Annotated in this window: 18 protein-coding genes; 15 read left to right on the forward strand and 3 right to left on the reverse strand. The window is 69.8% G+C overall.

Annotated features, from left to right (window positions below; genetic code table 11):
* Window positions 1–346 precede the first annotated feature (346 nt).
* The 5 genes from mihF to metK all read left to right on the forward strand — a co-directional run bounded on the left by mihF (window position 347) and on the right by metK (window position 4,319).
* Window positions 347–664 carry an integration host factor, actinobacterial type gene (gene mihF, locus AC5Y3P_RS02535; protein ID WP_500044329.1) on the forward strand — a complete coding sequence of 106 codons (318 nt, stop codon included), beginning with the start codon at window positions 347–349 and terminating at the stop codon, window positions 662–664.
* Window positions 665–670: 6 nt separating this feature from the next.
* Window positions 671–1,273 carry a guanylate kinase gene (gene gmk, locus AC5Y3P_RS02540; RefSeq protein WP_500044330.1) on the forward strand — a complete coding sequence of 201 codons (603 nt, stop codon included), beginning with the start codon at window positions 671–673 and terminating at the stop codon, window positions 1,271–1,273.
* Window positions 1,274–1,383: 110 nt separating this feature from the next.
* Window positions 1,384–1,680 carry a DNA-directed RNA polymerase subunit omega gene (rpoZ, locus tag AC5Y3P_RS02545; RefSeq protein ID WP_500044547.1) on the forward strand — a complete coding sequence of 99 codons (297 nt, stop codon included), beginning with the start codon at window positions 1,384–1,386 and terminating at the stop codon, window positions 1,678–1,680.
* 47 nt (window positions 1,681–1,727) lie between these two features.
* Entirely contained in the window at window positions 1,728–2,969 is a 1,242-nt protein-coding gene (gene coaBC, locus AC5Y3P_RS02550; protein WP_500044331.1) for a bifunctional phosphopantothenoylcysteine decarboxylase/phosphopantothenate--cysteine ligase CoaBC, read from the forward strand.
* 138 nt (window positions 2,970–3,107) lie between these two features.
* The gene (gene metK, locus AC5Y3P_RS02555) at window positions 3,108–4,319 is read left to right on the forward strand and encodes a methionine adenosyltransferase (protein WP_500044332.1); all 1,212 of its coding nucleotides are present in this window, start codon (window positions 3,108–3,110) and stop codon (window positions 4,317–4,319) included.
* A 1-nt stretch (window position 4,320) separates the two neighbouring features.
* Here the strand turns inward: metK and AC5Y3P_RS02560 are convergent, their stop codons facing one another.
* From AC5Y3P_RS02560 to AC5Y3P_RS02570, 3 genes are all read right to left on the reverse strand, one after another.
* Window positions 4,321–5,832 carry a flavin-containing monooxygenase gene (locus AC5Y3P_RS02560; RefSeq protein WP_500044333.1) on the reverse strand — a complete coding sequence of 504 codons (1,512 nt, stop codon included), beginning with the start codon at window positions 5,830–5,832 and terminating at the stop codon, window positions 4,321–4,323.
* Between the two features lie 147 nt (window positions 5,833–5,979).
* The gene (locus tag AC5Y3P_RS02565; protein WP_500044334.1) at window positions 5,980–6,321 is read right to left on the reverse strand and encodes a cupin domain-containing protein; all 342 of its coding nucleotides are present in this window, start codon (window positions 6,319–6,321) and stop codon (window positions 5,980–5,982) included.
* Entirely contained in the window at window positions 6,318–7,298 is a 981-nt protein-coding gene (locus AC5Y3P_RS02570) for an alpha/beta hydrolase (RefSeq protein ID WP_500044335.1), read from the reverse strand. The genes AC5Y3P_RS02565 and AC5Y3P_RS02570 overlap by 4 nt, the downstream gene beginning before the upstream one ends.
* Window positions 7,299–7,353: 55 nt before the next feature.
* Here AC5Y3P_RS02570 and AC5Y3P_RS02575 point away from each other — a divergent pair, with 55 nt between their 5' ends.
* The 10 genes from AC5Y3P_RS02575 to AC5Y3P_RS02620 all read left to right on the forward strand — a co-directional run bounded on the left by AC5Y3P_RS02575 (window position 7,354) and on the right by AC5Y3P_RS02620 (window position 18,995).
* A complete protein-coding gene (locus AC5Y3P_RS02575; protein WP_500044336.1) occupies window positions 7,354–8,085 on the forward strand; it encodes a lysoplasmalogenase in 732 nt (243 codons plus the stop codon).
* A 147-nt stretch (window positions 8,086–8,232) separates the two neighbouring features.
* On the forward strand, window positions 8,233–10,185 hold the full coding sequence (locus tag AC5Y3P_RS02580; protein ID WP_500044548.1) for a primosomal protein N': 1,953 nt from the start codon (window positions 8,233–8,235) through the stop codon (window positions 10,183–10,185).
* Between the two features lie 46 nt (window positions 10,186–10,231).
* Complete coding sequence (locus AC5Y3P_RS02585; protein ID WP_500044337.1) at window positions 10,232–12,022, forward strand: DUF2207 domain-containing protein; 1,791 nt, start codon at window positions 10,232–10,234, stop codon at window positions 12,020–12,022.
* Complete coding sequence (locus AC5Y3P_RS02590) at window positions 12,016–12,552, forward strand: LemA family protein (RefSeq protein ID WP_500044338.1); 537 nt, start codon at window positions 12,016–12,018, stop codon at window positions 12,550–12,552. The genes AC5Y3P_RS02585 and AC5Y3P_RS02590 overlap by 7 nt, the downstream gene beginning before the upstream one ends.
* A 42-nt stretch (window positions 12,553–12,594) precedes the next feature.
* Window positions 12,595–13,530 carry a methionyl-tRNA formyltransferase gene (fmt, locus tag AC5Y3P_RS02595; RefSeq protein WP_500044339.1) on the forward strand — a complete coding sequence of 312 codons (936 nt, stop codon included), beginning with the start codon at window positions 12,595–12,597 and terminating at the stop codon, window positions 13,528–13,530.
* Window positions 13,527–15,050: an RsmB/NOP family class I SAM-dependent RNA methyltransferase gene (locus AC5Y3P_RS02600; RefSeq protein WP_500044340.1), complete on the forward strand. Its 1,524-nt coding sequence runs from the start codon at window positions 13,527–13,529 to the stop codon at window positions 15,048–15,050. The genes fmt and AC5Y3P_RS02600 overlap by 4 nt, the downstream gene beginning before the upstream one ends.
* A gap of 29 nt (window positions 15,051–15,079) precedes the next feature.
* A complete protein-coding gene (gene rpe / locus AC5Y3P_RS02605; RefSeq protein WP_500044341.1) occupies window positions 15,080–15,766 on the forward strand; it encodes a ribulose-phosphate 3-epimerase in 687 nt (228 codons plus the stop codon).
* Window positions 15,763–16,767, forward strand: a complete 1,005-nt coding sequence (ribD, locus tag AC5Y3P_RS02610) for a bifunctional diaminohydroxyphosphoribosylaminopyrimidine deaminase/5-amino-6-(5-phosphoribosylamino)uracil reductase RibD (RefSeq protein ID WP_500044342.1) — start codon at window positions 15,763–15,765, stop codon at window positions 16,765–16,767. Before rpe ends, ribD begins: the two co-directional genes overlap by 4 nt.
* Window positions 16,764–17,738, forward strand: a complete 975-nt coding sequence (locus AC5Y3P_RS02615; RefSeq protein WP_500044343.1) for an endonuclease/exonuclease/phosphatase family protein — start codon at window positions 16,764–16,766, stop codon at window positions 17,736–17,738. The genes ribD and AC5Y3P_RS02615 overlap by 4 nt, the downstream gene beginning before the upstream one ends.
* A 114-nt stretch (window positions 17,739–17,852) precedes the next feature.
* Window positions 17,853–18,995: an alpha/beta hydrolase fold domain-containing protein gene (locus AC5Y3P_RS02620; protein ID WP_500044344.1), complete on the forward strand. Its 1,143-nt coding sequence runs from the start codon at window positions 17,853–17,855 to the stop codon at window positions 18,993–18,995.
* The last annotated feature ends 10 nt before the right edge of the window (window positions 18,996–19,005 follow it).

Consider the following 19,005-nt stretch of genomic DNA (forward strand, 5'->3'; position numbering starts at 1 on the left):
AATGTCGAAATGGCCGGCGAAAGCGCAGGTGGGGCCGCTGGGACTGGCGTGACCGGGCGCCCGATCCGCTCTCGTCGGTCCCGAAACCGGGTCCTGCCTGCGATTTCGGTCCACCGCCCGGCCCCGCACCGGGGCGGCCGGCCGACCGCGGTCAGCGCGTCAAAGGTGGCTTCAGTCGGCCCTACACGCTGGGAGTTCGGCCAGGAAACCGGGGGGTGGGGTTAGATTTCGTCAGACAGCCTGGGTACGGTCGTCGTCGCTGGCCGGAAAGTTCCCGGCCGAGGCAGGACAAGCCGGTGGCGCACAGGCGGCGCCGGTGTACCAATGGCAATGAGACGGAGGAATCGTGGCCCTTCCCCAGTTGACCGACGAACAGCGCGCGGCAGCGTTGGAGAAGGCTGCTGCCGCACGTCGAGCCCGAGCTGAGCTCAAGGATCGGCTCAAGCGCGGCGGCACCAACCTCACGCAGGTGCTCAAGGACGCCGAGACCGATGAGGTCTTGGGCAAGATGAAGGTCTCCGCACTGCTGGAAGCCCTGCCCAAGGTCGGCAAGGTCAAGGCCCAGGAGATCATGACCGAACTGGAGATCGCCCCGACCCGCCGGCTGCGCGGCCTGGGCGACCGGCAGCGCAAGGCGCTGCTGGAGAAGTTCGACCCCTCCTAGAGGTCAGTGAACGCTGGCGGGGGACCGGACGGCGAAAACCAGCGGGCAAACCGGGTGGTGGTGCTGTCCGGTCCTTCCGCGGTCGGCAAGTCGACCGTGGTGCGTCTGTTGCGCCAACGCGTCCCAGAACTCTTCTTCAGTGTGTCGGCGACCACCCGGGCCCCGCGCCCGGGTGAGATCGACGGCGTCGACTACCAGTTCGTGTCGGCACCGCGCTTCCAGAGCCTGATCGACGACGGCGAGTTGCTGGAATGGGCCGACATTCACGGTGGTCTGCAACGCTCCGGCACTCCTCGACAGCCGGTCCTGGATGCCATGGCCGCCGGTCGGCCGGTTCTCATCGAAGTGGACCTGGCCGGCGCCCGCGCCGTGAAGGCCGCGCTGCCCGAAGTGCTGTCGGTGTTCTTGGCCCCGCCCAGCTGGGAGGTGCTCGAGCAGCGATTGGTCGGCCGGGGGACCGAAGCCCCAGAGGTGATCGACCGGCGGTTGGCCACCGCGCGCGACGAATTGGCCGCCCAGGATGACTTCGACGTCGTCGTGGTGAACAGGCAATTGGAAACTGCCTGCTCGGAATTGGTATCCTTGCTGGTGGGACTCCCGTCGGATTGACCCGGCGGCCCGCCAGACGAATGCCAAGTGAGTTCGGCTCATCCCGGAATCGACCTCCAAGCCACCATCTGCCAGGAGACTTTGTAGTGACCAACGGAAACGCCGACACCTTGCCCGTCGTCGATGCCTTCGATCCGGCCGGCCTCGGTGTGGGTGCCTACGACACGCCGGTTGGCATCACCAACCCGCCCATCGACGAGCTGCTCGATCGGGTGTCCAGCAAGTACGCCCTGGTGATCTACGCCGCCAAGCGCGCCCGGCAGATCAACGACTACTACAACCAACTCGGCGACGGCATCTTGGAGTACGTCGGCCCGCTGGTCGAGCCCGGCCTGCAGGAGAAGCCGCTGTCGATCGCGCTGCGCGAGATCCACTCCGACCTGCTTGAGCACACCGAAGGCGAATAGCGGCCTGGACCCGGCGCGATGAACTCCTTCCGCGAGGACCCACCCCGTTGACCGGCAAGCACGTCGTCGTCGGGGTGGCGGGCGGCATCGCCGCCTACAAGGCATGTTCGCTGGTGCGGGCACTGACCGAAGCCGGCCATGACGTCCGCGTCATCCCCACTGAGTCGGCGTTGCGGTTCGTCGGCGCAGCGACCTTCGAAGCCCTGTCCGGCAACCCGGTGCACACCGGGGTGTTCACCGACGTGCACGAGGTGCCGCACGTGCGGATCGGTCAGCAGGCCGACCTGGTGGTGATCGCCCCGGCCACCGCGGACCTGTTGGCCCGCGCGGTCGCCGGCCGGGCCGACGACCTGCTCACCGGAACCCTGCTGACCGCACGCTGTCCGGTGCTGTTCGCACCCGCCATGCACACCGAGATGTGGCTGCACCCCGCGACCGTCGACAACGTCGCAACGCTGCGCCGGCGCGGGTCGGTGGTGCTGGAACCGGCGTCGGGGCGGCTCACCGGCGCCGACAGCGGTCCCGGCCGGCTGCCCGAAGCCGAGGAGATCGCGGGGCTGGCGGAACTGCTGCTGGAACGCCCGGATGCCCTGCCGCACGACCTGGCCGGGGTCCGGATGCTGGTGACCGCGGGTGGTACCCGCGAACCGCTGGACCCGGTCCGGTTCATCGGCAACCGTAGCTCCGGCAAACAGGGCTACGCGCTGGCCCGGGTGGCCGCCCAGCGTGGCGCCGAGGTCACCTTGATCGCCGGCCACACCGCCGGTCTGGCCGATCCGGCCGGCGTGCACATGGTGCAGGTCAGCTCGGCGACCCAGCTGCGTGACGCGGTCTCCAAGCATGCGCCGGATACCGACGTGCTGGTGATGGCGGCCGCGGTCGCCGATTTCCGGCCCGCCCAGGTGGCCAGCACCAAGATCAAGAAGGGCGCCGCCAGTGAACCCTCTTCGATCGAGCTGATCCGAAATGACGACGTGCTGGCCGGGGCGGTGCGCGGCCGGGCCGACGGCCAGCTGCCCAACCTGCGCGCGATCGTCGGGTTCGCAGCCGAGACCGGGGACGCGGCCGGGGATGTGTTGTTCCACGCCCGCGCCAAACTGGCCCGCAAGGGCTGTGACTTGCTGGTGGTCAACGCCGTCGGCGAAGGTCGTGCCTTCGAGGTGGACGTCAACGCGGGCTGGCTGCTGGCCGCCGACGGCACCGAAGCTGCGCTCGAGCACGGCTCGAAGGCGTTGATGGCCAGCCGTATCGTGGATGCCATCGCGGCGTTCCTGCGGCGTGCAGACTAGCCGAAGATGGGTTGGGTAGCGGAGCGCTCTCGGGGGAGGCTGCAGCGGCCGTCGCCGTGACGCTATGTTTTGATTGACTAAATGATTGGCTGACAAGGGCTGTGGCGCTCGGCGCCAGGTCGGAAGGACTGATGAGACGTGAGCGATAAGAGTCGGCTGTTTACCAGTGAGTCGGTGACCGAGGGACACCCCGACAAGATCTGTGACGCCATCAGCGACTCGGTGCTCGACGCCCTGCTGGCCGGTGACCCGAGATCCCGGGTCGCCGTCGAGACGCTGGTCACCACCGGTCAGGTGCACGTGGTCGGTGAGGTGACCACCTCGGCCAAGGAAGCCTTCGCCGACATCCCGCTGATCGTGCGGGACCGGATCAAGGCGATCGGCTACGACTCGTCGGACAAGGGTTTCGACTACGAGACCTGCGGGGTCAATATCGGCATCGGCGCGCAGTCACCCGACATCGCCCAGGGCGTGGATACCGCTCACGAGACCCGGGTCGGCGGTGCCGCCGATCCGCTGGATCTGCAGGGCGCCGGTGACCAGGGCCTGATGTTCGGCTACGCGATCAAGGACACCCCGGAGCTGATGCCGCTGCCGATCGCGCTGGCGCACCGGCTGGCCCGTCAGCTGACCCGGGTGCGCAAGGACGGCGTGCTCGACTACCTGCGTCCGGACGGCAAGACCCAGGTCACCATTCAGTACGACGGCACCACGCCGGTGCGGTTGGACACCGTGGTGCTGTCCACCCAGCACGCCGAGGGCATCGACCTGGACGCGACCCTGGCCCCCGACATCCGGGAGAAGGTGATCAACACCGTGCTGGCCGAGCTGGGCCACGAAACGCTGGACACCTCGGATTTCCGGCTGTTGATCAACCCGACCGGGAAGTTCGTGGTCGGCGGCCCGATGGGCGACGCCGGTCTGACCGGACGCAAGATCATCGTCGACACCTATGGCGGCTGGGCCCGGCACGGCGGCGGCGCATTCTCCGGCAAGGACCCGTCCAAGGTGGACCGCTCGGCGGCCTACGCGATGCGCTGGGTGGCCAAGAACGTGGTGGCGGCCGAGCTGGCCGAGCGGGTCGAGGTGCAGGTCGCCTATGCGATCGGCAAGGCCGCCCCGGTGGGTCTGTTCGTCGAGACGTTTGGCACCGAGACCGTCGACCCGGCCCGGATCGAGAAGGCCATCACCAGCGTGTTCGACCTGCGGCCCGGCGCCATCGTGTGGGATCTGGATCTGCTGCGCCCGATCTACGCGCAGACCGCGGCCTACGGGCACTTCGGGCGCACCGACGTCGATCTGCCGTGGGAGCGGCTGGACAAGGTCGAGGACCTCAAGGCCTCGGTCTGATTCAGGCGCTGAACTGGTAGTCGTCGAGATCGAACCGGCGGCTGCGCCAGTCGGCGGCCAGCGTGCTGGTCGGACGCAGCGGAACGTCACCGTTCTTGTCGAAGTAGTAGCTTCTGGCCTGATCGCAGCTGTCCTGCCAGAAGATCTGCCGATGCCGTTTGCGCATCATCTCGGCGAAGTAGCGGTCGTTGGCTTCTTGGCGCACCTCGACCCGGGTTGCACCCTCGCGGTGCGCCCGCGACAGGCAGCGCACGATGTGTCGGGTCTGGGTTTCGATCAGCGCGAAGAACGATGAGCCGACGTAGGCGTACGGACCGCACACGCAGAAGAAGTTCGGGAAGCCGGGCACGCTGACGCCCTCGTAGGCCTGCATCCGTCGGGTGCTCCAGAACTCGGCCAGCGACACCCCGCCGGAGCCGTGCAGGGCGAAGGTGCCGGAGTCGATGTCCATCACCTTGAACCCGGTGGCCAGGATCAGCACGTCGACGTCGTGGTCGATGCCGTCGGTGGTGGACAGGCCGGAGCCGGTGATCTTGTCGATCGGCTCGGTGACCAGCGTGACGTTGTCCCGGTTGTAGGTGGCCAGATAGGTGTTGTGGAAGCCGGGCCGCTTGCATCCGACGGCATAGCGCGGGGTGAGCTTGTCGCGCACCACGGGATCGCGAACCTGCTTGCGCAGGAATGCCTTTCCGGCTTCGGCGGCGCGCTCGGTGAGTCCGCTGAACGGAAACACGGTGTGATACTGGGCCGGCAGGGTGAAGGTGGACTCGACATAGGCCTGGGCAAGCAGTCGCTGCAGCGCCATCCCGCCGGGCAGCCGCATGGCCAACCGCGCGGCCCGCGGCAACGGCACGTCGGCCTTGGGGAAGCACCAGATCGGGGTGCGTTGGAAGACCGTGAGGTGTTCGACCAGCGGAGCGATCTCCGGGATCACCTGCACGGCCGAGGCGCCGGTGCCGATGATCGCCACCCGCTTGCCGGTCAGGTCCTGGTCGTGATCCCAGCGCGCGGTGTGCATCGTGGTCCCGGCGAAGTCCTCGACGCCGGGGATGTCGGGCAGCTTGGGTTCGTTGAGCACACCCGCGGCGTTGATCAAATACCGTGCGGTGATCTCGCCGGTGTCGGTGCCGATCCGCCACATCTGGGCGTCGTCATCGAAATCCGCGCGGGTCACCGTGGTGCGGAACCGGATGCGGTCCCGCACGCCGTATTTGTCCGCGCAGAGCTCGGCGTAGCGCGCCAACTCATGGCCGGGCGCGTAGCTGCGGGTCCAGTCCGGGTTCTGTTCGAAGGAGAACTGATAGGAGAACGACGGGATGTCCACGGCGATGCCGGGGTAGCGGTTCCAGTACCAGGTGCCGCCGACGTCATCGGCCGCATCGACGATCAGGTAGTCGCGCAATCCGGCGCGGTCCAACGCGATGGCCGCACCGATCCCGGAGAAGCCGGCGCCGACGATCACGGTGTGATGGTCTGGCCGTACACCTTGCCTCACGGGAACTGCTCCGCCCATGACTACCACAGTGGGGGCAGGTCGGCCGCGCCGTCAACTACCGCCTCGCCTCGAGCCGATAAACGATCTGCTGCATCGGTGCCGCACGCGGCCGACCTGCGCCCACGTTAACACAACCGATGAACATCTGAACAGGTAGACAGATGATCAATCTTTGGCGCGCCGGCTGTCCAACATGGTCAGCAGCAGTCGCGACGGCTCGACCGCCTGCACCGCGTGCGGCACCCGGGTGTCCAGATGCATCAACCCGCCGGGAACCAACTCCTCGGTGCGGCCGTCGGCGGTGATCTTCAGCCGCCCGTCGAGCACCTGCAGCAACACCGGCATCGCGGCCGTGTGCTCGGTCAGTTCCTGGCCGGCGTCGAACGCGAACAGCACCACCCGCACCCCGGGGCTGCGAAACACGGTCCGGGACACGGTGGCCTCGGTCTGTACGGTCACCAGTTCGGTCAGATCCGGGATCGTGGTGAAGGCCTCGACGTCGGTCATGATTGCGCCTTTCCGGGATGTAGGGCCGCCCGCAGTGCGGTCAGCCCGCGGTCGGTGGCCGCTGCGGCCACCGGCGATACCAGTGCCAGTGAGGCGTAGCCGTGCACCAGTGTGGGTTCATTCACCAGCTGCACCGAAACGCCGGAGGCGGAAAGCAATTCGGCGTACTTGGCGCCGTCGTCGCGCAGCGGATCGTGGTCGGCGATACCGATGTAGGCCGGCGGCAGACCGGCCAGCGATTCGGCGTTGGCCGGTGCCAGCGTGGTGGGCAGCGTCGTCGGATCGGAAAAGTCCAGCCCGGGCACGTACCAGGCCAGGAATGCGGCGATCACGTCGCTGTTGAGCAGCGGCGCATGGGCGTTCTCGGTGAACGACGGCAGCGAAATGTCGCCAACCGCGCTCGGGTACCACAGCAGTTGGAAGCTCAGCGCCGGGCCGCCGTGGTCGCGGGCCAGCAACGCCACCACCGCCGAGAGGTTGCCGCCGGCCGAATCACCGGCCACCGCAATGCGTTCCGGGTCACCGCCCAACTCGGCGGCGTTTTCGCCCACCCAGCGCAGCGCAGCCCAGGCATCCTCGACCCCTGCCGGGAAGGGATGCTCGGGAGCCAACCGGTAGTCCACCGAGACCACGATCGCCTCGGCACCGACCGCGTGTGCGCGCGCGACGTGGTCGTGGGTGTCCAGGTCACCGACCGACCAGCCGCCACCGTGGTAGAAGACCACCACCGGCAGGTGATCGTGCTGGGCGACCGGCGGCCAGTAGATCCGCACCGGGATGTCGGTGTCGCCGTCGTAGCTGATGGCGCGTTCCTCGATGCGCATCTGCGGCAGCATCTCGGGCGGCGGTTTGATCGAGCGCAGCTTGTCGCGGGCCACTTCGATGCCGTCGTCGAGGGTGAACTCCAGCGGGACCGCCTCGAGCAGCGCTTTGACTTCCGGGTCGATGGGTTGCCGGTCGGTGGCGTCGGTGGTCATGGCCTCACCTTAAGCGGGTGCTGCGGTGTGACCGGCCGCGGTACGTTCATCTGCGATGACGTCCATTCCGAAGAGTTTGCAGGCCCGGTGGTGGCTGGCCGCGGTCCTGGTCGGCGCCGGCTACGGCGTGTTTTTGCTGATCACCGCGCTCCGGCTGCCCGCCGGGACGCCGCTGACCGGGCAGTTCACCGGCCAGCCGGTGGTCAAGGCGCTGATGGCGGTGTTGTTGGCGGTGGCCGCGCTGCAGCATCCGATTGTCCGGGAGCGCTGGTGGCTGTTCGCCGCGTTGCTGTTCTCCGCGGGCGGTGACTTCCTGTTGGCGATGCCGTGGTGGCCGCCGTCGTTCGTCGGTGGCCTCGGTTCGTTCCTGATCGCGCACCTGTGTTTCTTGGCCGCCCTGCTGCCGCTGGTGGTGCTGCGGCGCGGCCGGTTGGCCGGCGCGGCCGTGCTGGTCGCCGCGTGTGTGGTGCTGCTGGTCTGGTTCTGGCCGCAGCTGCGCGACGACGGATTGACCGTTCCGGTGACCGCCTACATCGCGGTGCTGGGTGCCATGGCGTGCGCGGCGCTGCTGGCGGCGCTGCCGACGCCGTGGACCGCGCTGGGCGCGGTCTGCTTTGCGGTGTCGGATTCGATGATCGGGATCAGCGAGTTCATCCGGCACGATCAACTACTCGCGGTGCCGATCTGGTGGTTCTACGGCGCCTCGCTGGCGTTGATCACGGCCGGCTTCTTCTTCGGCCGCCACACCGAACCGCAGCTCGGGGCATCCGGACCCGGCCGAAGGTAGCGTCGGCTGCGCGGCTGACCGGCCGGGTCGAGGTGTCGGTCCGGTCGGCTATTTTCACTGGATGTCACCGACTCCGCGGTCCGGAGGCACCGGGTGAGCACCACCCGCACCGCCGCAGCACACGAGCCGATCGCCCGGGTGCTGCCGATGCTGACCGTGCCGCACCTGGATCGGGAGTTCGACTACCTGGTCAGCGAAGCGCTGTCCGACGACGCGCAGCCCGGCGTGCGGGTGCGGGTGCGGTTCCACGGCCGCCTTGTCGACGGGTTCATCCTGGAACGCCGCTCGGACACCGACCATGGCGGCAAGCTGGGTTGGCTGGACCGGGTGGTGTCGGCCGAAGCGGTGCTCACCCCCGAGGTGCGGCGATTGACCGACGCGGTGGCCGCCCGCTACGCCGGCACCCGCGCCGACGTGCTGCGCCTGGCGATCCCGCCCCGGCACGCGCGTTCGGAGCGCGAAACCGACACCACGGCAATTCCTTTGGTGGAACCGCCGGACCCGGCGGCATGGGCCGCCTACACCGGCGGGGAGCGGTTCGTGACCGCGCTCGGCGAGGGCCGCGCGGTGCGCGCGGTGTGGCAGGCGCTGCCCGGAGAGTCCTGGACCGAACGCTTTGCCGAGCTGGCTGCGGTGGCGATTCGCGCCGGTCGCGGCGTACTCGCGGTGGTGCCGGATCAACGCGACATCGACGCGTTGACCAGCAGCGCCGAAACCCGTCTCGGCAAGGACATCGTGGTGGCGCTGTCGGCCGGGCTGGGACCCGCCGCCCGATACCGGCGCTGGCTGGCCGCGCTGCGCGGGCACGCCCGGTTGGTCATCGGCACCCGCAGCGCGGTGTTCGCCCCGGTCGCCGATCTTTCGCTGGTGTTGGTCTGGGACGACGGCGACGACACCCTGGCCGAGCCGCGCGCCCCCTATCCGCACGCCCGCGAGGTCGCCATGCTGCGCACTCACCAGTTGCGCTGCGCTGCGGTGATCGGCGGCTACGCCCGCACGGCCGAGGCGCATGCGTTGGTGCGTACCGGTTGGGCGCACGACCTGGTGGCGCCGCGCGCCACCGTGCGCACCCGGTCAGCGCGGGTGGTGGCCCTCGACGACGACGGGTTCGACCAGGAACGTGACCCGGCCGCCCGCACCGCGCGACTGCCGTCGGTCGCGCTGCGGGCGGCCCGCACCGCACTGGGGCAGGACCGGCCGGTGCTGGTCCAGGTGCCGCGCCGGGGCTATATCCCGTCGTTGGCGTGCGGCCGGTGTCGCGCCGTGGCGCGTTGTCGGCACTGCACCGGCCCACTGTCGTTGACCGACCGCGGGGTCACCGCGGTGTGTCGCTGGTGCGGCCGCGGTGATCCCGGATTGCGGTGTGCACGTTGCGGTTCGGATGCCGTGCGGGCCGTGGTGGTGGGGGCCCGGCGGACCGCCGAGGAACTGGGCCGGGCCTTTGCCGGCACCCCCGTGATCACGTCCTCGGGTGAGTCCATGCTCGCCGAGATCAGGTCGGGCGCAGCGCTGGTGGTGGCCACGCCGGGCGCCGAACCGCAGGCACCCGGCGGTTATGGCGCCGCGTTGCTGCTGGACAGCTGGGCGCTGCTGGGCCGGCAGGACCTGCGCGCGGCCGAGGACACCCTGCGCCGCTGGCTCGGTGCCGCTGCCCTGGTACGCCCGCGCGGCGACGGCGGCGTGGTGGTGGCGGTGGCCGAGGCTGCGCTGCCCACCGTGCAGGCACTGATCCGCTGGGATCCGGTGGGCCACGCCGAAACCGAACTCGACGCCCGGACTGCGGTGGGTCTGCCACCCAGCGTGCACATGGCCGCCCTGGACGGCAGCGCGGTCGCGGTCGACGCGCTGCTGTCCGAAGCTCAGCTGCCCGACGCGGTGACCGGACCGGTCGAGGTGCTCGGGCCCGTCGAGCTACCTGCCGGGGCGCGTCGACCCGCCGGACTGGAGCCCGAGGTGGAAGTCACCCGGATGCTGGTCCGGGTGGGTCGTGATCAAGGGCTGGCACTGGCCGCCGCGTTGCGCCGCGCCACCGGCGTGCTCAGCACCCGGCGCAGTGCTGACCCGGTGCGGATACAAATCGACCCGCTGCACATAGGCTGAGAGCCGTCCGTCGGCGGCATAAGGCACACGCGGAAACGGGGTGGACATGAAGTGGCTCGGCCGCAGCCTGGCGCTGCTGATTCCGGTGGCCGTGTTGGGAATCGGCTTGCTGTGGCCGCTGATCAACACCGGCGGCGGTACCCCGCCATGGGATCCGGTGAAGTTCAGCTCCTATCGGGCCGACTACCGCGTGCACCAGGACGGCACCCTGGAGGCCACCGAGACCATTGCCGCCGAGTTCGGATCCGGCCGGCACGGCATCTTCCGGTTCTGGGACCTGGCCAACCCGAACGATCCAGGGGTGCGCCAAGAACCGACGATCACCTCGATCTCGATGGACGGGCAACCGGTGCCGCACGAGCTGCTCTGGGAGTCCCAGGGCCGGATCCGGGTGGCCAAGATCGGCGACCCGGATCGCGAAGTCAGCCCCGGTACCCACACCTACCGGATCCAATACCGCATCCACGGCGTGCTGGATCCGGGCCGCACCGGCGCCGACCGGCAGTTCGCCACCGAGACCGGTCAGCCCGACGCGGAGTCGACGTTCTTCTGGAACGTCCTCGCCCAGGGCTGGAACAACTTCATCCGGCGGGCCGACATCACCGTGATGATGCCCGCACCGGTGACCGGCGCGCAGTGCTCGATCGGAGATAGTGTCGGGGAGCCGTGCCGGCAGTTGGCGGTCGACGGGGCCACGGTCACCGTTTCGGCCACCGAACTGCCGGCCCGCACACCGGTGACCATGCGGGTCGGCGTCGACGTGCCCACCCCGCCGCGCGCCGAACTGCCCTGGTCTGCGCGCTGGGATCCGATCCTGGGCCGGTCGCCGGCCGCGCTGCTGTGGGTATTCGGGTTGTCGATCGCGGCCGGCGTCGCGGGCGTGGCAGCACACCGGCTCACCGTGGAGAAGCCGCCGCCGATGCCGCTGCAATACGCCCCGCCGGACCGGATCGGCCCGGTGCAAGCCGAATTCATCCGCACCGAGGACACCAGTTCAGCGGCCCTGACCGCGACGCTGTTCCATCTCGCCGAACACGGCGCGGTCGAACTGCGGCAGACCGGCGCCGACAAGTGGCGGGTGACCGGCAAGCTGCGCCGTCGGGACTGGGAGCAGTTGGACCCGGTGGCCCGGGCGGTCGGCGCAGCACTGGGCGTCGATCAGCTGGGCAACACCTTCTCGGCGGCCGGCACGGTGTCGGCGGGCCAGAAGCTGACCACCGCCAAGACCGAACTGAGCAAGATGGTCCGCACCTGGGCCCTGCACGAAGGTCTGCTGGTGCACCGCCGGTCGGAATGGTGGGTGCGGGTGGCAAACCTGGTCGCGTTGGCCGCGGCGGTGCTGGCCGCCTTCCGGCTGATCGCGCCGGCCACCGTGTGGATGTTGCCATTCGTGGTGCTGTTCTTTGCCACGCTGCCGGCCTGGCGGCCCGGCGTGGGTACCAGGCGCACCCCGGCTGGGCGTGAGCTGTGGTCGCGGGCCGGCGGATTTCACCGGATGTTGGTCACCGACTCCGCCGAGGCCCGATTCGACTTCGCGGCGCGCAAGGACCTCTACACCGCGTACCTGCCGTTCGCGGTGGCCGCCGGGGCTGCTGCACTGTGGGCCAAGAAGTACCGGGACACCGTCGGCGCGGCCGCGCCGCAACCGGGGTGGTACCACGCCTCATCGAGCTCGTCGAGCTCGGATACGGGCGCCGCCGACTTCGACAGCTTCGATGCCGCCCTGTCATCGTCGATCGGCGCATACAGTGCGTCGCAGTCCTCGTCGTCGTCCGGCGGTGGCGGCGGTGGTGGCGGCGGGGGCGGGGGCGGCGGAGGAGGAGGCGGATCATGGTGAGAGTCCTGCTGGTGCTGATCCTGCTGATCGCGGTCGCGGTGCTGATCGGTTTCGTGGTGGGCTACAACAAGATTCGCGCCGCCGATGTCCGGGTCGAGGAGGCCCTCGGCGGTATCGACGTGGAGTTGACCCGGCGCGCGGCCCTGATCCCGGCGCTGATCGCGGCGGTCAGTACGTTCGCCGCGCACGAGCAGGCGGTGCTGTCGCGGATCACTGCGGCCCAGACCGCGCTGAATTCGGCGACCGGCAGCACTTCGGTACAGGCGCGCAGCGCGGCCGAGCGCCAACTCGACACCGCGGTGGGGCAGGTGCTGGCGCTGGGCGCGGCCCACCCACAACTCAGTTCGTCGCAGAATTTCTTGCACCTGCAGCAGAACCTGTCGGACACCGAGGACAAGCTGGCCTTCGCGCGGCAGTACTACAACGACACGGTGGCCACTCTGAACCGGCTGGTGAGTTCGATTCCCTGGATGTACGTGGCGCCGATCGCCGGAATCGGTGAGCGCGAGTACTACCAGACGCCGCGCTGACCGGGCGGGCCTGCCGAGTTCGCCGCTCTCTAAACTGGTCAGATGCGTTTGGTGTTCGCTGGTACCCCTGCGCCGGCGTTGCCGTCGTTGCGCGCGTTGCTCGACTCTCCCCGGCACGACGTGGTCGCGGTGCTGACCCGACCCGATGCGGTGTCCGGTCGGCGCGGTCGACCGACGCCGTCGCCGGTGGCCGAACTTGCTGCCGCACACGATATCCCGGTACTCAAGCCGGCCCGGCCGAACACCGCGGAGTTCGTCGCCGAACTGGCGGCGTTCGAACCGGACTGCTGCCCGGTGGTGGCCTACGGCGCCCTGCTGGGTGCCGAACTGCTGGCCACCCCGAAGCACGGCTGGGTGAACCTGCACTTCTCGGTGCTGCCGGCCTGGCGGGGTGCCGCCCCGGTGCAGGCCGCGATCGCGGCCGGGGACACCGTGACCGGAGCCACCACCTTCTTGATCGAACCCGAGCTCGACAGCGGCCCGATCTACGGCGTGACCACCGAGGTGATCAAGCCCACCGACACTGCCGGTGATCTGCTCGAACGGCTGTCGATCTCCGGGGCCGGTTTGCTGACCGCGACGCTGGACGGAATCGAGTCCGGCCAATTGCGCCCGCAACCGCAGCCGGCCGAGGGCATCAGCCTGGCCCCGAAGATCACCGTCGAATCCGCGCAGGTGCGGTGGGACCTGCCCGCGCACGTGATCGACCGTCGGCTCCGCGCGGTGACCCCGAACCCGGGCGCCTGGACCATGATCGGCGATCAGCGCATCAAACTCGGTCCGGTGCAGGCCGTGCCGACCGAACCGGCCGACCGGCCGCCGGCCGGTGCCATCCGGGTCGAACGCAAACGCGTCCTGATCGGCACCGCCACCGATCCGGTGCAACTCGGCGACGTGCAGCCGCCCGGCAAGAAACCGATGAACGCCGCGGACTGGGCGCGCGGAGCCCGCCTGGACGACGGAGCCCGGGCATCATGAACGACCGCACACCCCGCCGACACGACGGCCCGCGACCCGAGCGCGGGGAGCGCCAGGGCCGGCCCCGCGGGCAGCGGCCGGCCGCACCCCGCGGCCAACGCCAGGGTGGCCAGCCACGGGACCGGCAGGGGAGCGGCCCGCAGCGCCCGGGCGCCCGGCGCCGGCCCGGCCGCAGCCCGCTGGACCCGGCCCGCCAAGCCGCCTTCGACGTGCTGCGCGCGGTGTCCGAACGCGACGCCTATGCCAACCTGGTGCTGCCGGCGCTGCTGCGCGACCGCGGGATCATCGGCCGTGACGCCGCGTTCGCGACCGAACTGGCCTACGGTGCCTGCCGCACCCGCGGTCTGCTCGACGCCGTCATCGCCGCCGCCGCAGGCCGCCCGGTCGACAAGATCGACTCGGTGCTGCTGGACCTGCTGCGGCTGGGCGCCTACCAGTTGCTGCGCACCCGGGTCGAGCAGCACGCCGCGGTGGCCACCACCGTCGAGCAGGCCGGCATCGAATTCGACTCGGCACGTGCAGGTTTCGTCAACGCGGTGCTGCGCACGATAGCCGGCCGCGATGAGCAGAGCTGGGTCGCCGAGTTGGCGCCGTCGGGCAGTACCGACCCGGTCGGCAACCTGGCCTTCACGCACGCCCATCCGCGTTGGATCGCCCAGGCGTTCGCCGACGCGCTCGGCGCCCGGGCCGGCGAGCTGGCGCAGCTGTTGGCCGCCGACGACGAACGCCCGGGTGTGCATCTGGCCGCCCGCCCCGGCGCGTTGACCGCCGCGGAGCTGGCCGACGCGGTCGGCGGCGAACCGGGACGTTACTCGCCGTACGCGGTGTACCTGCCCAGCGGGGACCCGGCTCGGTTGCTGCCGGTGCGCGACGGGCTGGCCCTGGTCCAGGACGAAGGCAGCCAGCTGGTGGCGCGCGCGCTCACCGAAGCCGAACTGGTCGGTCCCGACGGTGGACGCTGGTTGGACCTGTGCGCCGGTCCGGGCGGCAAGACCGCGCTGCTGGCCGGGATTGCGGCCCAGCGCGGTTTCGCGGTGACCGCGGTCGAACCGGCCGCCAAACGCGCAGATCTCGTGGAACAGAACACCGCCGGGTTGCCGGTGACCGTGCACCGGGTCGACGGCCGCGACAGTGGACTGCCCGGTGGGTTCGACCGGGTACTGGTCGACGCGCCGTGCACCGGACTGGGTGCGCTGCGGCGCCGGCCCGAGGCGCGCTGGCGCCGATCTCCGCAGGACGTCGCCGAACTGACCAAACTGCAACGCGAACTGCTGGCTGCGGCGATCGAGCTGACCCGTCCCGGCGGCGTGGTGCTGTACGCCACCTGCTCACCGCATCTGGCCGAGACCGCCGGTGTGGTGGCCGACGCGGTGCGCCGGCACCCGGTCACCACATTGGACACCCGGCCGCTGTTCGATCCCACCGGCGATCTCGGCGACGGCCCCCATGTGCAGCTGTGGCCGCATCGACACGGCACCGACGCGATGTTCGCGGCCGCGCTGCGCAAGGACGGTCCCTGAGCACCGCGGGCGACCCTTAAGGTAGGCGCATGTCGTCATCGCAGGGGCCGCTGATCGCGCCGTCCATCCTGTCCGCGGACTTTGCCCGACTGGCCGACGAAGTGGCCGCGGTGGCCGGCGCGGACTGGGTGCACGTCGACGTGATGGACAACCACTTCGTGCCCAACCTGACCCTCGGGTTGCCCGTGGTAGAAAGCCTGCTGAAGGTCACCGACATCCCGCTGGACTGCCATCTGATGATCGCGGACCCGGACCGGTGGGCGCCGCCGTATGCCGAAGCGGGTGCGCACAACGTGACCTTTCACGCCGAGGCCACCGAGAACCCGATCGCGGTTGCCCGCGACATCCGCGCCGCCGGCGCCAAGGCCGGTTTTGCGATCAAGCCCGGCACACCGCTCGAGCCCTATCTGGAGATCCTGCGCGACTTCGACACGCTGCTGGTGATGTCGGTCGAGCCCGGGTTCGGCGGCCAGAAGTTCATCCCCGATGTGCTGTCCAAGGTCCGCACTGCGCGCCGATTGGTCGATTCCGGTGAGTTGACGATCCTGGTCGAGATCGACGGCGGCATCAACGCCGACACCATCGAGGCCGCCGCCGAGGCCGGGGTGGACTGTTTCGTGGCCGGTTCGGCGGTCTACGGCGCCGAGGACCCGGCCAGGGCGGTCGCGGCGCTGCGCCGGCAGGCTGCCGACGCCTCGCCGCATCTGACTTCATGACCCGGTCTGCGGCCATGCGGCTGGCCGTCGAACAGGGAAACCTGGTCAAGGGCGCCACCTACCCGAACCCACCGGTCGGCGCGGTGATCCTGGACGCCGACGGCGCGGTGGTCGGGGTCGGCGGCACCGAACCGACCGGCGGTGCGCACGCCGAGGTGGTGGCGCTCCGCGCCGCCGGTGACAAGGCCGCCGGCGGCACCGCCGTCGTCACGCTGGAACCGTGCAACCATCACGGCCGCACGCCGCCGTGCACCGAGGCGCTGCTGGCCGCCGGGGTCGCCTCGGTGGTCTATGCGGTGGCCGACCCCAACCCGGTGGCCGCCGGCGGAGCGCACCGGCTGGCCGCCGCCGGTGTGGACGTGCTGGGCGGGGTTGAGGCCGATCTGGTCAGCGCGGGCCCGCTGCGCGAGTGGTTGCACAAACAACGCACCGGGCGACCGCACGTCACCTGGAAGTACGCCACCAGTATCGACGGCCGCAGCGCCGCGGCCGACGGTTCCAGCCAATGGATCACCAGTCCGGCGGCGCGGGCCGATCTGCATCGGCGACGTGCGGCCGCCGATGCCATCGTGGTCGGCACCGGAACGGTGATCGCCGACAATCCCACGCTGACCGCCCGGCTGCCGGACGGCACGCCCGCCGAGCGACAGCCGCTGCGGGTGGTGGTGGGCAACCGCGACGTGCCGCCGGAAGCCAATGTGCGCAACGGTGATTCACCCACCGTGCTGATCCGCAGCCACGATCCGGTCGAGGTGATCGCGGCGCTGGCCGACCGCACCGACGTGCTGATCGAAGGCGGCCCGACCTTGGCCGGCGCGTTCCTGCGGGCCGGGGTGATCGACCGGATCCTGGCCTACGTGGCGCCGATCCTGTTGGGTGGGCCGATCGTCGCGGTCGACGACGTCGGCGTCGCCAGCATCGCGCATGCGTTGCGCTGGCGCTTCGACGCGGTCGAGTCCGTCGGTCCGGACCTGTTGTGCAGTCTGGTTCCGGAGGCGTGACGCGGTTGCGTCGACTGTGCTGGGTTGCGGGTGCATTGGCTGCGGTGTTGGCTGCGGCCGGTATCGGTGCGCACTTCGTCGGTTTGGTCAGCACCACGGCCACCCTGATCGCTTCGTTCACACCGTTGTTCGTGCTGTTGGCGGGCGTGGCGGTGGTGCTGGCGCTGGTGGCCCGCGCCTGGGTGTTGACCGTGTTGACCGTGCTGATCGCCGCCGTCGGGGTGTGGTCGCAGCTACCGCTGTTCTCCGGGTCGGCCGGCGCGGAGCCTGCCGGTGGGGTGTCGGTCCGGTTGCTGCAGGCCAATATTCGACTCGGCGAGGCCGATGCCGCTGCGCTGACCCGGCTGGTGGTCGATGAGCAGGTCGACATCCTGACCGTCATCGAGCTGACTGACCAGGCGGTGCACCGATTGCAGGACGCCGGAATCGATGCGGCGCTTCCGTATTCGGTGCTGTATCCACGCCGTGGTGGTGGCGGAGCGGGGATCTTCTCGCGGTTCCCACTGCGCGACGGCGAGGTGCTCGAGGGCTTCACCCTCAACAATGTCAAAGCGGTGGCCGAGATTGGGGACCTCGATCCCACCGTGGTGTATGCGCTGCACCCGTTGCCGCCCTATCCGGAGCCGTCCTGGAAGTGGGCCTACGAACTACGCAGACTGCGTGGGGAATTCGCCGATGAGACGCGTCCCATTCTGATCGGTGCGGATTTCAACTCCACCTACGACCATCGTCAGTTCCGGGACTTGCTGCGCAATGTGGACGTGGACGGCTCGGACCCGCTGCTGGACGCGGCCGAGTATCTCGGGTCCGGGATCGTCGCGACCTACCCGGCCGACCGCCGGTACCCACCGGTGCTGGCCATCGACAAGATCCTCACCCGCGGCGGGGTCCCGGTCGCGTTCGGCCGGGTCGACCTGCCCGGTTCCGACCACCACGGAGTGATCGGCGACATCCGCTTCGATCCGGCCTGAGCTGTCCGGTTCGGATCCCCGGCCGGGCCGACCTGAACGCCCCTGTCCCGCACGTCTTTGTATAGGCTTGCCTAACATTAGGCGGGACGATGCCCGCATCGGGAAGGTGGTGCAGTGGCCGATCAGATGAGCCGGCGGTTCTTCCTGGGGACCGGCTTGGCGCTGGTGGCCGGGGCGGGTGCGGTGACGTCTGGTTGCGCCGCCCGGAAACCGGAGTTCAGCCCGGCCCCGTTACCCGAACCGGTGCTGGGCCCCGATTACGCGGTCTACCGGGATCTCGCGTACGCCGAACCCGTGGGCCGGGGGCACCTGCTGGATCTGTACCTGCCCCGCGACCAGAAATGGGTCGTTCCGGTCGTGATACATCACCTCGGTTCGGCGTTCCGCGGTGACGACTCCAAGGGGGAGGCGCTGCCCGCGGAGACGGATCCGTCGGCGGAACTACCGACCCAGCTGCCGGCGCCGGACCGTCCGGTGAATCCCGCCGCGCTGACCGGGATGGTCGGTGCCCGGGAACTGGCGCGCAGGTGGGTCCGGCATGGCTATGCGGTGGTCGGACTGAACGTGCGCAACAGCAGCCAGGCCAAGTTCCCCGGGCAGTTGCACGACGTCCACGCCGCGATCCGGTTCTTGCGGGCCAACGCCATTGACCTCGGACTGGATCCGACCCGATTCGCCATCATGGGCAGCAGCAGCGGTGGGTGGGTTGCGACGATGGCGGCCCTGACCGCCGGGATCCCGGAGTACGAAGGTGATCTGGGCAATCCGGGATGGTCGAGCGCGGTACGCGCTGTCATCGATCTCTACGGCCCCACCGACTTCCTGGCGATGGACGACCACGCCCTGCCCGGGCAGGCCACCCACGACGCGGCGGACTCCCCGGAATCCGAGCTGATGGGATTCCCGATCCAGTCCGACCCGGTAGCGGTGGCCGCTGCCAACCCGGCCCGCTATGTTCGCGCAGACAGTCCACCGGCCTACATCGTGCATGGCTCCGCGGACCCGTACGTGCCGTTGAATCAGTCCGAGATCCTGTTCGACGCATATCAGCGGGCCGGTGGCACGGCGACGCTGACGGTGCTGCCCGGTGTCGGACACACCGACGCCTACCTGGCGAGCCCGGAACTCTCGGCGGGACGCACGGTCCGCAACACGCGCAACGGTGTCACGACGACCGCCGACGAGCCGGCACCCACCTTCGACAGCCTCCTGGAGTTTCTCAACTCCCAGCTGCGGGTCGATCGTCTCGGAGGTTGACCCGGCTGCA

This window comes from Mycobacterium sp. NGS45 (assembly GCF_059812645.1).